At 71.4% G+C, this 12,890-nt stretch carries 12 protein-coding genes; 6 read left to right on the top strand and 6 right to left on the bottom strand.

The genetic code is table 11. From position 1 onward, the window contains the following. The first annotated feature begins 4 nt into the window (after positions 1–4). Positions 5–1,336, top strand: coding sequence for an ammonium transporter (locus C5708_RS18650; protein WP_278254064.1), 1,332 nt, complete (start codon positions 5–7; stop codon positions 1,334–1,336). Between the two features lie 69 nt (positions 1,337–1,405). On the opposite strand, the gene C5708_RS18645 is transcribed toward C5708_RS18650, so the two are convergent. The 3 genes from C5708_RS18645 to C5708_RS18635 are packed head-to-tail and all read right to left on the bottom strand — an operon-like array spanning position 1,406 to position 5,773. Next, positions 1,406–2,287, bottom strand: coding sequence for a 4-(cytidine 5'-diphospho)-2-C-methyl-D-erythritol kinase (locus C5708_RS18645; protein WP_242923449.1), 882 nt, complete (start codon positions 2,285–2,287; stop codon positions 1,406–1,408). Between the two features lie 10 nt (positions 2,288–2,297). Further along, positions 2,298–4,040, bottom strand: coding sequence for a tetratricopeptide repeat protein (locus tag C5708_RS18640; RefSeq protein ID WP_242923448.1), 1,743 nt, complete (start codon positions 4,038–4,040; stop codon positions 2,298–2,300). A 53-nt stretch (positions 4,041–4,093) separates the two neighbouring features. Beyond that, a complete protein-coding gene (locus C5708_RS18635; RefSeq protein ID WP_242923446.1) occupies positions 4,094–5,773 on the bottom strand; it encodes an electron transfer flavoprotein-ubiquinone oxidoreductase in 1,680 nt (559 codons plus the stop codon). Positions 5,774–5,910: 137 nt separating this feature from the next. Between C5708_RS18635 and C5708_RS18630 the strand changes: the two genes are divergently transcribed. Further along, a complete protein-coding gene (locus C5708_RS18630) occupies positions 5,911–6,735 on the top strand; it encodes a uracil-DNA glycosylase (RefSeq protein WP_242923444.1) in 825 nt (274 codons plus the stop codon). A gap of 33 nt (positions 6,736–6,768) precedes the next feature. Here C5708_RS18630 and C5708_RS18625 read toward each other — a convergent pair whose 3' ends face one another. Beyond that, positions 6,769–7,272: a glycosyltransferase gene (locus C5708_RS18625; protein WP_242923442.1), complete on the bottom strand. Its 504-nt coding sequence runs from the start codon at positions 7,270–7,272 to the stop codon at positions 6,769–6,771. A gap of 79 nt (positions 7,273–7,351) precedes the next feature. Between C5708_RS18625 and C5708_RS18620 the strand changes: the two genes are divergently transcribed. Beyond that, positions 7,352–8,428, top strand: a complete 1,077-nt coding sequence (locus tag C5708_RS18620) for a PA0069 family radical SAM protein (protein WP_242923441.1) — start codon at positions 7,352–7,354, stop codon at positions 8,426–8,428. A gap of 105 nt (positions 8,429–8,533) precedes the next feature. Continuing rightward, complete coding sequence (locus C5708_RS18615) at positions 8,534–9,169, top strand: glutathione S-transferase family protein (RefSeq protein ID WP_242923439.1); 636 nt, start codon at positions 8,534–8,536, stop codon at positions 9,167–9,169. An 87-nt stretch (positions 9,170–9,256) separates the two neighbouring features. Here C5708_RS18615 and C5708_RS18610 read toward each other — a convergent pair whose 3' ends face one another. Both C5708_RS18610 and C5708_RS18605 read right to left on the bottom strand, forming a co-directional pair. Then, the gene (locus C5708_RS18610; RefSeq protein ID WP_242923437.1) at positions 9,257–10,348 is read right to left on the bottom strand and encodes a class I SAM-dependent methyltransferase; all 1,092 of its coding nucleotides are present in this window, start codon (positions 10,346–10,348) and stop codon (positions 9,257–9,259) included. A gap of 13 nt (positions 10,349–10,361) precedes the next feature. Beyond that, positions 10,362–11,615, bottom strand: coding sequence for a class I SAM-dependent RNA methyltransferase (locus C5708_RS18605; protein ID WP_242923435.1), 1,254 nt, complete (start codon positions 11,613–11,615; stop codon positions 10,362–10,364). A gap of 218 nt (positions 11,616–11,833) precedes the next feature. Here C5708_RS18605 and C5708_RS18600 point away from each other — a divergent pair, with 218 nt between their 5' ends. Both C5708_RS18600 and C5708_RS18595 read left to right on the top strand, forming a co-directional pair. Continuing rightward, entirely contained in the window at positions 11,834–12,235 is a 402-nt protein-coding gene (locus tag C5708_RS18600; protein WP_242923434.1) for a glycine zipper 2TM domain-containing protein, read from the top strand. Positions 12,236–12,276: 41 nt separating this feature from the next. Continuing rightward, positions 12,277–12,879, top strand: coding sequence for a glycine zipper 2TM domain-containing protein (locus tag C5708_RS18595; RefSeq protein ID WP_242923433.1), 603 nt, complete (start codon positions 12,277–12,279; stop codon positions 12,877–12,879). The last annotated feature ends 11 nt before the right edge of the window (positions 12,880–12,890 follow it).

Below are 12,890 nucleotides of genomic sequence, written 5' to 3'. Positions count from 1 at the left end.
GACGATGAAAGGCATCGGACTTAAAGGATGGGCGAGGATCGCCCTGCCGCTGGCCGCCCTGGGCGCCTGGCTGGCGGCGGGACCGGCGCTCGCGCAGGCCGCGGCCCCGGCCGCGCCGTGGAAGCCCGACAGCGGCGACACCGCGTGGATGCTCACCTCCACCGCGTTGGTGCTGCTGATGACGATCCCCGGGCTGGCGCTGTTCTACGGCGGCATGGTCCGCAAGAAGAACGTCATCGCCACCGTCGCCCAGTCGTTCGCCATCACCTGCCTGGTGACGGTGATCTGGATGGTGGTCGGCTATTCCGCCGCCTTCACCACCAATCCCAACCCCGCCCTGAACAAGTTCATCGGCGGCTTCGGCGAGATGTTCCTGCACGGCGTCGGCGTCGGATCGAGCAACGCCCTCGCCGGCACCATCCCCGAATACGTCTTCATGATGTTCCAGATGACCTTCGCGATCATCACCCCGGCCCTGATCGCCGGGGCCTTCGCCGAACGCATGAAGTTCTCGGCCCTGCTGCTGTTCATGACCCTGTGGTCGCTGGCGGTCTACACCCCGATCGCCCACTGGGTGTGGGGCGGCGGCTTCCTGGGGTCGAAGGGCGTGCTCGATTTCGCCGGCGGCACCGTGGTCCACATCAACGCCGGCGTCGCCGGCCTCGTCTGCGCCCTGGTCATGGGCAAGCGCAAGGGCTTCGGCCACGACAACATGGCCCCGCACAACCTGATCTACACCATGATCGGCGCCAGCCTGCTGTGGGTCGGCTGGTTCGGCTTCAACGCCGGCTCGGCGGTGGCCTCCAACGCCCTGGCCGGCGCGGCCATGGTCAACACCCAGGTCGCCACCGCCGCCGCCGCCCTGGCCTGGATGGTGGTCGAATGGATCGAACGCAAGAAGCCCGGCATCCTCGGCCTGTGTTCGGGCGCGGTGGCCGGCCTGGTCGCCATCACCCCGGCCTCGGGCTTCGTCAATCCGCAGGGCGCGCTGATCCTGGGCCTGGTGGCCGGCGTGGTCTGCTATGCGGGCGCGGTCTGGATCAAGAAGATCTTCAAGTACGACGACAGTCTCGACGCGTTCGGCGTGCACGGGATCGGCGGCATCGTCGGCGCCCTGCTGACCGGCGTGCTGGCCGACGCGGCGATCAACCCGGCGGGCAAGGACCACAGCCTGCTCGTCCAGGCCGAAGGCGTGATCGTCACCATCGCCTGGACGGCGGTGGTCACCTTCATCATCCTGATGATCTGCAAGTTCACCGTCGGCCTGCGTCCCTCGGAAGAGGCCGAGATCGAGGGGCTGGACGTCAGCCTGCACGGCGAGACCATCCACGAATAACGCCCGACCGAACCAGCGGGAGGATGGAGCGGGAGGCCTTCGGGTCTCCCGTTCTTCGTCTGTGGCGGGCTAGGTCCAGGGCCCGCCCAGGCGGCAGCGCCGGATCCACCACCCGGGCCTCGCCCGCCGCAGCCGCTCGGCCAGGCCCTCGGCCTCGATGTCGCCGGCGCACAGGGCGAAACAGGTCGCGCCCGAGCCCGACATGCGGGCTAGCAGCGTCTCGGGCTCCTCGCGCAGCATGGCCAGCGCCTCGCCGATGGTCGGCTCCAGGCCGACGGCCGGCGCCTCGAGGTCGTTACGGCAGAGGCTGAGAAAGGCCGCCGCCTCCTCGACGCTCTCGAAGGCCTCGGGAAGCCGCGGCCGGTCGGCGTCGCCGGGCGCGCCGGCCGCGTCATAGGCCCGGTAGACCGCCCCGGTCGGCGAGGGCCGCCCTGGATTGACCAGCACGGCGTGCATCTCCGGCAGGCGCGGCGCGGGGTGGAAGCGGTCGCCCCTGCCCTCGCCGATCACCGGCCGGCCGTGCAGGCAGACCGGCCCGTCCGCCCCCAGGGTCGCCGCGATCGCCTCGACCACCTCGTCCTGCAACGAAAGATCCAGGGCCTCGCGCAGCAGCCGCAGCGCCGCCCCCGCGTCGCTGGACCCGCCGCCCAGCCCGGCCGCCACCGGCAGGTGCTTGCTGAGAATCAGGCGGAACGGCGGCTGGGGCCCGCCGCTGCGCGCCAGCAACCCCCGGGCGGCGCGCATCACCAGATTGTCCTCGGCGGCGTCGGCCAGCGCGCCCGCGAACGGCCCGTCGATCTCGAAAGCCAGGGCGTCGGCGGGCTGGATCGCCACGCGGTCGCCGACGTCGGCGAACACCATCAGGCTGCTGACCGGATGATAGTCGCCGTCGAGCGCGCCGACATGCAGGAACAGGTTGACCTTGGCGGGCGCGAACGCGCTCAGGCTCATGGCGCGGTCGTCAGCTGGCGGCGACCGCGGCCGCGACCGCCTTGCCCGCGCCCAGGCCCGACTTCAGCTTCTGCTCGACCTCGTCGCGCAGCGCCGGCTCGGGCTCCAGCGTCAGCACCCGGTTCCACTGGAAGCGCGCCTCGAGCTTGCGCCCGACCCGCCAGTAGGCGTCGCCCAGGTGGTTGTTGACGTCGGGATCGGAGGCGTCCAGCTCGACCGCCCGCTCCAGCAGGTCGACCGCCCGCTTGTAGTCGCCCAGGCGGTAGTGGGCCCATCCCAGGGAATCGGTCATGGCCCCCGATTTCGGCTGCGCCTCGACCGCCTTTTCGATCATGGCCAGGGCCTCCTTGAGGCGCTCGCCGCGGTCGACCCAGGAATAGCCGAGATAGTTCAGCACCTCGGGCTGGTCCGGCTGCAGCTTCAACGCCTGCCTCAGGTCACGCTCGGCCTCCGGCCAGCGGCCGGCCCGCTCCAGGCTGACGCCGCGCGCATAGTAAAGCCGCCAGTCGGCGCGGTCGCCTTCCTGGACGACCACCTTGTCCAGCACGGCGGCGGACTCGGCGTAGCGCTTGTTGGCCCGCAGCAGGTCGGCGTAGGCGGTCTGGGCGTCGATGCTGTCCGGGGCGGCCTTGACCGCCTCGTCGATGATCTTCAGCGCCCCGGGGCCGTCGCTGGCGTCCTGATAGGTCCAGGCCAGCCGCGCACGGGCGGCGGCGTATTCCGAGGAGCCGGCGCGGGGACGGTTGTAGGCGGAGCGGGCGGCGTCGACGTCCCCCGCCTCGCGCATGGCGTCGCCGACCAGCAGCCAGGCCTCGTCGCGGCTGGGATCCAGCCGCAGCACCAGCCGCAGATAGGCCAGCCCCATCTCGGGCTGCTTCTGGGCCAGCAACTGGGCGGCGGGGGCCAGCACCGCCTGGGCCGCGCCCTCGGCGAGGGTCGGCTGCGGCGGCGGCGCGCCCTTGGCTTCGGCGCGAGCCTTGGCGGCGCGCAGCGAGGCGTCGTTCGGCGCGCGCTTCAGCGCCCGGTCATAGATTTCGACGGCGTCGGCCTGCCGGCCGCGCCGCTCCAGGAACGCGCCATAGGCCAGCGGGAATATCCCCGGACCGTCGTCGCGCTCGAGCAGGCTCTTGAACGCGGCCTCGGCGTCGTCGTAGCGCTTGGCGCGCTCGAAGAGCAGGCCCTGGTCCAGCGTCGCGAAATACTGGCCGAAACGGTCGCCGGGCAGGTCGGGCGCGACCACGGCCGCGGTCCAGTCCCCGGCGGCCCCGGCGGCCCAGGGCTTGAGCAGGGCGGCGGCGGTGCGGTGCGGCACGCCGATCGGATCGCCGGACAGGATGGCGTAGGCGGCCTTGCCCTTTCCGGAGGCCAGCGCGTCCACGGCCTGGGTCAGGCGGCCGAGCCGCTGCGACACGGCCGAGCCGTCGTCCGGTCCCGGCGCCAGCTGCGCCGCCCGCGAAACGTCGCCGGCGATCAGGGCGGCGGTGAAGGCCCGCTCCTTGAGCAGGCCCGATCCGGGCGCATCGTTCGAGGCCCGCGCGAAATAGTCGGCGGCCTCGGCGCTATGACCGCTGTTCAGCGCCGCCTGCCCCGCCAGAAACAGCCCGTATTGCGAGCGGTCGGGCGCGGGAGCCGACGTCGCGGCGGAACGGACGCGAAGGTCGCCGCCGGCGGTCGCGCATGCGGCCAGGGGGGCGAGGAGAGCCAGGGCGGCGAGACGGGACGCGATGGACATGCCGAAGGTCTGCGCTTTCATGCGCGCCCCCGCAAGCCGGAAATCGGAGCGGAACGCCCGCCCCGCTCCCGCCGTCACATGTTGGGATAGTTCGGCCCGCCGCCGCCCTCGGGCGTCGTCCAGTTGATGTTCTGCGACGGGTCCTTGATGTCGCAGGTTTTGCAATGGACGCAGTTCTGGGCGTTGATCTGGAAGCGCGGGTTGTCGCCGGCCTCGTCGTACAGCACCTCGTAGACGCCGGCCGGGCAGTAAAGCCGCGCCGGCTCGCCGTACTTGGGCAGGTTGACCGAGATCGGGATCTCCGGGTCCTTGAGCTTCAGGTGCGCCGGCTGGTCCTCTTCGTGGTTGGTGTTCGACAGGAACACCGAGGATAGCTTGTCGAAGCTGATCACGCCGTCGGGCTTGGGATAGACGATCGGCTTGTAGTCCCTGGCCAGGCCCGTCGAGGCCGCGTCGGTCTTGCCGTGCTTCAGCGTGCCGAGGAACGAGAAGCCGCCGGTCAGGTTGGAGATGGTCAGCTCCAGGCCGCCCAGGACGATACCGCCCAGCAGGGTGCCGAACCGCGCCAGCAGCGGCTTGGCGTTGCGGACGATCTTCAGCTCCTTGGCCACCCACGAGCCCTGGTAGGCGGTCTCGTACGCGGCCAGCTCGTCGCCCTCGCGGCCGTCCTGGAGGGCCTTGAACGCCTCCTCGGCGGCCAGCATGCCGGTCTTCATGGCGTTGTGGCTGCCCTTGATGCGCGGCAGGTTGACGAAGCCGGCCGAGCAGCCGATCAGCACGCCGCCCGGGAAGGCCAGCTTGGGCACCGACTGGTGGCCGCCCTCGGTGATGGCGCGGGCCCCGTAGGCGATGCGCTTACCGCCCTCGAGGAACGGCCGCACCGACGGATGCTGCTTGAACCGCTGGAATTCATCGAACGGCGAGATGAACGGGTTCTTGTAGTTCAGGTGAACCACCAGGCCGATCGAGACGTAGTTGTCGCCGAAGTGGTACATGAACGTGCCGCCGCCGGTCTTGTCGTCGAGCGGCCAGCCGAGGGTGTGCTGCACCAGGCCGGGCTGGAAGTTTTCCGGCGGGACCTGCCAGAGCTCCTTGATCCCGATGCCGAACTTCTGGGGCTCCCGCCCCTCGGTCAGGCGGTACTTGGCCTGGATAACCTTGGCCAGAGATCCGCGCACGCCCTCGCCGATGAACACGTACTTGCCGTGCAGCTCCATGCCCGGCTGGTAGTCGTCCTTCTTGTGGCCATCCTTGGCGACGCCGACCACGCCGACGATCACGCCCTTGACCGAACCGTCCTCGCGATAGACGAGGTCCGAGGCGGCGAAGCCGGGATAGATCTCGACGCCCAGCGCCTCGGCCTGCTGACCCAGCCAACGGCAGACATTGGCCAGGGAGGCGATGTAGCAGCCGTGGTTCTTCATGAAGCCCGGCATCGGCAGCCAGCTGATGTCCAGCTCGCCCTGCGGGCCGAGGATCTTGAACCGGTCGGTCTTGACCGGCGTCTCCAGCGGCGCGCCCAGCTCTTTCCAGTCGGGGAACAGCTCGTTCAGCGCCTTGGGGTCGATCACCGCGCCCGACAGGATATGGGCGCCGACCTCGGAGCCCTTCTCCAGCACGGCGACCGAGACCTCGGTCCCGGCGGCCTGAGCCAGTTGCTTCAGCCGGATCGCCGCGGCCAGGCCGGCGGGACCGGCGCCGACGATGACGACGTCGTACTCCATCGCTTCGCGTTCTTCGACGTCTTCACTCATGGCCAACAGCTCCCCAGGCATTCCGCGCGCCCCTCATGCGCGGGATTGATCGCTTTGCGGTCTTATCCGAAGGTGACGCATAGGCGGTCAAGGACAAACCCTTTGCGCTCGTCGTTGCTTTGCTCCAAGAGCGTAACGTGATCCCCGCCGGCCCAGATCCCCGACAAGATCCTCGCGCTGTCGAAAGCCTGCTCGCCTTCTGGGCGCAGGCCGGGGTCGAGGCCTGCTTCGACGACGCCCCCGTGGACCGCACCGCCGAGGCGGCCCGGATGATGCGCGCGCCGCCGCCCCCGCCTCCCCGCGTTCCCGCGCCGGTCGGCCGCCTGCCCGTCCGCGGCGGCCCCGACGCGTCCGCCGCTCTGGCCGAGGCCCACGCCGCGGCGGCGGCGGCCGGCGATCTGGCGGCGCTGGAGGCGGCGATCGCCGCCTTCGACGGCTGCGGCCTCAAGTTCGAAGGCGCCAGGCAGGCGGTGTTCGCGCGCGGCGCGCCGGACGCCCCGGTGATGGTGATCGGCGAAGGCCCCGGCGCCGACGAGGACGCCCAGGGCGCGCCGTTCGTCGGCCGCGCCGGCAAGCTGCTCGACAAGATGTTGGCCGCCGCCGGCCTGACCGGCCGGGTGTTCATCACCAACACCGTCTATTGGCGCCCGCCCGGCAACCGCACCCCGACCCCGCAGGAGCAGGCGGTCTGCCAGCCGTTCCTCGAACGGGCCGTCGCCCTGGTGAAGCCGCGCTTCCTGCTGCTGGCCGGCGGCGCGTCGGCCAAGTCGGTGCTGAGGCGCGAGGAAGGCATTCTCAGCCTGCGCGGCCGCTGGTTCGACTGGACCTCGCAGGACGGCGCCCAGACCGTGGCCGCCATGCCGACCCTGCACCCCGCCTTCCTGCTGCGCCAGCCGGCCGCCAAGAAGAAGGCGTGGCAAGACCTGCTGTCGCTGACCGAACGGCTCGACCGCCCGGCCTGACGCCCAGATTCAAGCCTCGACGAGCCTTGGGTCTCAGGCCTGGCGCAGGAACACCGGCCGCATCCGGCCCCGGCCCAGCCGCCGCGACAGCGGTCCCGCCCCCCGCACCGATTCCAGCAGGACCCTGGACGCCAGGATCGGCGCGTCGGCTGGCGCGCCCAGGGCCCCCGCCGCCAGACGGCCGAAACCCGACCCGCCGCGCAGGTCGAACCAGCCCGCCGCCCCCGAATGATCGCGGATGTGCGACAGGGCGGCCTCGGCCCAGTCGGCGGGAAGCCTGATCCCCGGCCGCAGGATCAGCAGCCAGGGTCCCTTGGCGAGCACGCAGCCGACGGCGACGCGGGCGTCCGTGTCGCCCTGGCGGCGCACCACCCGCGCGCCGGCGTCGTCGGCCACGACCAGGGTGGTGTCGCGCGATCCGGCGTCGACCACCACCACCTCGCGCACCGTCGCGTCCACCGCCGCCGGAACCAGGGACGCCAGGGTCGCCGACAGGCCCGCGGCGCAATCGAGGGTGGGAATGACCACGGAAATCATGGCCGCGCATCAAGCCGCTCGACGCCGCGCCGTCAAGTTATGTTCTTGATTTGTTCTATAATCGCATTAAGTTTGGCGCATGGCCTCCCCTGTTTCCGGCATCCGTGGGCGCGGCGCCCTGTCGAACGCTTCCGGGCGCTTCGAGGCCTTCACGCGGGAGACGTTCGACGACGGCTGGACCAGCGACGACGCCCCGGCCCCCAAGCTGCGCACCACCCTCACCGCCGAGGCGGCGCGAACCATCATCACCCGCAACGACAGCCCCGACATCGGTTTCGACCGCTCGATCAACAGCTACCGGGGCTGCGAGCACGGCTGCGTCTACTGCTTCGCCCGGCCGACCCACGCCTATCTCGGCCTGTCGCCCGGGATCGATTTCGAAAGCCGGCTGTTCTTCAAGCCCGAGGCCGCCCGCCTGCTGGAAAAGGAGCTGTCCAAGCCCGGCTACCAGCCGCGCTTCATCGCCATGGGCACCAACACCGACCCCTATCAGCCGATCGAGCGCCGGCTGCAGATCACCCGCGAGGTGCTGAAGGTGCTGCAGCGCTTCCACCATCCCGTGGGCATCACCACCAAGAACGCCCTGGTGGCGCGCGACGCCGACATCCTGGGCGAGATGGCCGCCGAAGGCCTGGCGGCGGTGTCGGTGTCGATCACCACCCTCGACCGGTCGCTGGCCCGCTCGATGGAGCCGCGGGCCTCGACGCCCGGACGCCGTTTCGAGGCGGTCAGGGCGCTGACCCAGGCCGGGGTGCCGACCATGGTCGGCTTCTCGCCGGTCATTCCGGGCCTCAACGACCATGAGCTGGAAGCGGTGCTGGAGCGCGCGGCCGAGGCCGGCGCCGTCTGCGCCCGCTATGTGGTCCTGCGCCTGCCGCTGGAGATCAAGGACCTGTTCCGCGAATGGCTGGAGGCCGAACAGCCGGCCCGCGCCCGCCGGGTGATGTCGCTGGTGCGCCAGATGCGCGGCGGCAAGGACTACGACCCCGAATGGACCAAGCGCATGCGGGGCGAAGGCCCGGTCGCAGACCTGATCCGCACCCGTTTCAAGGCCGCGCTTCGCCGCTACGGCCTCGACCGTCCGTTTCCCGCCCTCGACGTCTCCAAGTTCAGGCCGCCGCCCAAGGCCGGCGACCAGTTGTCGCTGTTCGGATAGGCCCGGCGGGCGAAAAAATCGCGGCCGGCTGTCGGATCGACCGACGGCCGTTCGTCCTAGGCGTACGCGACGGGAGCGTCGCGGTCAGCGTGAGGGAGAAACCGCATGATCACCGTCTCCGCCTTTCAGTGGGTCCCGCCTTTCGCCCAGGGCCAGGTGCGCGACCTGAGGGTCCGCTGGGCGCTCGAGGAAGCCGGCCTCCCCTACAACCGCCGCCTGCTCAAGGCGGGCGACCAGGACACGCCCGAATACCGCGCCCTGCAGCCGTTCGGCCAGGTGCCGGTCATCGAGGACGACGGCCTGGCGCTGTTCGAGAGCGGGGCCATCGTCCTGCACATAGGCGAGCGCAGCGAGGCGCTGCTGCCCAAGGACTCCGCCGCCCGCGCCCGCGCCACCCAATGGCTGATCGCCGCGCTCAACTCCATCGAGCCGCACATCATGAACGTGGCGGTGATCGAGGTCTTCTACGCCGACCAGGAGTGGGCCAAGCTGCGCCGCCCCAGCGCCGAGGCGTTCGCTCGCCAGCGGCTGGCCTCGCTGGCCAAGGCGCTGGGCGACAAGCCCTATCTCGACGGCGACCGTTTCACGGCCGGCGACCTGATGATGGCCTCGGTCCTGCGCATCGCCCCCGGCCTGATCGACGAGCCCCGCCTGGCGGCCTATCTCGAACGCTGCATCGCCCGTCCGGCCTTCCAACGCGCCCTCGCCGCGCAGCTGGGCGACTTCAAGGAAGCCGCCTGAGGCCATCGTCTTCATCCCGGACGGGCGCAGCGCCTGTCCGGGGCCCAAGCTGGACGCCGGTCGCCGCCGGGGTTCCGGCTCGGGCTTTCAGACCGTCCGGGACGATGGCGAAGGCAGCGGCTTCTCCAGGAGCAACGCCTTGGTCAGGAAGGCCTTGTCCTGCCCCTTGAGCGTCAGCCCCGCGCGCCCGAACAAGGCCGGCAGGTCGGTCTCGGCGTAGGAGCCGTAGTAGGGCTCGTGGAAGAAGGCCGGGAAGGCCTCGAGCATGCGGGCCAGTTCTGGCTCGTCCGCCGGCTGCACCGAATCGGCGAAGGCCAGGACGCCGCCCGGCCGCAGCACGCGGGCGATCTCGGCGGCCACGGGCTCGCGTAGCCGGGGCGGCAGCTCGTGGAACAGATAGACGCAGGTCGCCGCGTCCAGGCTGTCGTCGGCGAACGGCAGGCGCTCGATATTGGCCTGGACGGTCGCCGCCCCGGCCTCGCGTCCGGCCCTTGAGGCGTAGGCCGCCGACAGGTCGAGGCCGAACGCCTGGGCGCGGGGGAAGGCCGACCTCAGGTCGCGCAGGAAACCGCCGGCGCCGCAGGCCAGGTCGACCACCGTCAGGCCGCGATGATCGCGGCCGCGCCAGGCCTGGGCCAGCAGCGACAGGGCGCGGCGGCGCATGGCCCCGGCCGCGCCGGAGAACAGCGCCTCGACCTGGGCCTCGTAGCGGCGGGCGCTGGCCTCGGTGAACCAGCCGCCCGACTGGAAATGGAAGTTCTGACGGTAATAGACGGGATAGGCGTCGGACGGAGCCTGGTCGCGGACCTCGACCACGTCGCCGCGCCGGCGGCGGGCGTCGACCTCGCGGGCGTCGTTGAGGAAGTCGCCGGCCTGGCGCAGCAGCTCGCCGACGTCGCCGGGCCGGTCGTCGGACGGCGGATAGAGCCCGGCGGCGACGTCGCGGGCGTCCTTGGCGAACGCTTCGAGATAGGCCCGGCGCAAACGCTCGCGCGAGGTCGGCGGGGCCTTGGGCTGGAACCGCCCGACCTGTTCGCCGCGGGTCGGGCGGGTGATCGCCTTGGCCGCCGCGCCCGCCCCGCTCCACCACAAGGCCTTGGCCAGGGCTCCGGCCGCCTGCGCCGCCACGTCGCCGCGAAACGCCGCCTTGCGCCCGGCCCGTCGATCCTTGCCGCTCATGCCTGCGTCCTGTCTATCGGCTGAACACTCCGACCAGTTCGATATGGGGCGACCACAGGAACTGGTCCACCGGGGCGACACGGTCCAGCCTGAAGCCGGCGTCCGTCAAGATGCGGGCGTCGCGGGCGAAGGTGGCGGGATTGCACGAGACGCCGACCACGCGCTGGGCGGTGGAGCGGCCGATCTCGCCGGCCTGTTCCAGCGCCCCCGCCCGCGGCGGATCGAAGACCACGGCGTCGATCTTCTTCAGTTCGCTCGCCAGGACCGGGCGGCGAACGAGGTCGCGCGCCTCGGCGGTGATGCTCTTGAGGCCCGGCGCGGTGGCCAGGGCCGCGGTCAGGGCCCGCACCGCCGGCGCGGCCGAATCGGCGGCGTAGACCGGGGCGACCTCGGCGAGGCGGAAGGTGAAGGTGCCGACGCCGCAATAGAGGTCGGCGATGCGGCCGGCTCCGCGCACGGCCTCGACGGCCAGTGCCGCCATCGCCGCCTCGGCCTGGGGCGTGGCCTGCAGGAACGCCCCGGGCGGCAGGGCGACGGCGGCGGGCCCCAGCCGCACCATCGGCAGGCGGGCCTGGTAGACAATCTCGCCGGCCAGGCTGACCCGGGCCATGTCCGCCGCCTGCGCCGCCGCGGCCGCCCGCACGCGGGCGTCGGCGGAAAGCCCGCCGCTGCGGCGTTCCACTCCGGTGACGTCGACGTCGAGCCCGGTCGCCGTCAGGGTGACGTGCAGGGTCGGCGCCGACTTGGGATGCTCCAGGAACGGCGCGGCCAGCCGCTCCAGCGCCGGCAGCGCGGCGACCAGCCGGGGGTCGGCGACGGAGCAGGCGGCGATGTCGACCAGCCGCCAGGACCGCCGGGCCTTGAAGCCCAGCTTGGCGCCGCCCTTGCCCGGCCGGGCGTGCAACGCCAGCCGCCGGCGCGTTCCGGGCTGGACGGCCACGGCGGCGGCGATTTCGGTTTCGATCCGCTCGCGCCCAAGAGCCAGCCGGACCTGCTCGGCCTTCCAGGCCAGATAAGGCGCCTGCGCCCAATGCTGCAGGGCGCAGCCGCCGCATTCGCCATAGTGCGGGCAGGCCGGCGCGATGCGGTCCGCGCTCGGCGACAGCACCTCCAGCAGGTCGGCCCGCTCGCCATGCCGCTCGACCCGCACGCGCTCGCCCGGCAGGGTCAGGGGAACATAGACCGGCCCGGGCGCGACGCCGTCCGCCTGGGAACCGAGGCTGTCGACGACGAGGTCTTCGACGAGGGCTGCAGAGGACTTGGTCACGGGGAACTTCCTGTCGGCCCGGCCATTAGAAACCAGGGTGGGCGCATTGACGACCGCGCCGCGGTCCGGCCGCGCCGTCGCGGCGACGTTTTATCGAATGAACGAAGATGAACGGTCCGCTCAAGCATCGTTCAGGTAGGCGGCGTCATCTTCCACCCCATGGGCGAGACGGGCGCACAGCTCCCTGCTCGCTAACTGCGGCCGATGGAGAAGTCCATATGCGGAAGCTCTTGATTATCGCCAGCGTCGCGGCCCTGGCCGCACCGGTCGCGTTGATCCCGACCTTCGCCGCCGCTCGCGATTCGAACTACGGCACCAGCGATCCCTGCTCTGACGCCCGGCGCAGCTCGGCGAACAAGGGCACCTTGCTGGGCGCCGGCGCCGGCGCCCTCGCCGGCGGCCTGATCGCCGGCCACGGCAACAAGCTGGGCGGCGCTCTGATCGGCGGCGCGGCCGGCGCGGTGATCGGCCACCAGGTCGGCAAGCACAACGTCAAGTGCGCGACGCCGCCGTCTTATTATCGCCCTCGCGATGGTTGTCGCTGGGTCGAGGAGAAGAATCGCGGCTTCGAGGTTTGCCGCGGCCCAGACGGGGTCTGGCGTCCTAGCGACCGCCGCTGATCCCGCCCACGTACAGAGTCTCTTTGGAAGGATGATTTGAGATGACCGCGCAAACCATGATCGGCAAGGCCGCCTTCGGCGCGGGCCTGGCGGCGATGGTGCTGACCACCCTGGCGGCGATCCCGTCGTCCGCCTCGGCCCAGAGCTACGACCCGCCGTCGAGCTACGACTCCAACGGCTACTACTACAACCCCTGCCAACGCTCGACCAACACCCGCGCCACCGGCGGCGGCCTGGCTGGCGCTGCGCTGGGCGCGGCGATCGGCAGCAACGTCGCCGGCCGTCACGTCCGCACCGAGGGCGCCGTGCTCGGCGGCCTGCTGGGCGCCGTTGTCGGCTCGCAGATCGGCAAGAGCACCGCCGCCTGCGACCCCTCCTATGGCGCCGCCCCCCCGCCGCCGCGCCAAACCTACTACCAGCCGGCCCCGCCGCCGCCCCCGCCGCCCTATCCGAGCAGCTATGACGGCGACCGCTACGGCTACGACTACGACCGCAACTATGTCAGCCAGCCCGTGGCCCGCCGCCCGGTCGGCGACGGCTGCCAGCTGGTCGAGAGCCCGATCTACATGCCGGACGGAACCACCCAGAAGCGCTTCGTGCGGGTCTGCCCCGACTCGACCGGCCGCTACCAAGTGGTCCAGTAAGCCAAGGCTGA

It is taken from the genome of Caulobacter sp. CCUG 60055 (assembly GCF_022750545.1).
In the GTDB taxonomy this organism is placed as follows: Bacteria; Pseudomonadota; Alphaproteobacteria; order Caulobacterales; family Caulobacteraceae; genus PUIC01.
The sequence above is the reverse complement of the archived record's forward strand: the minus strand, read 5'-3'. Positions and strand labels throughout refer to the sequence as shown.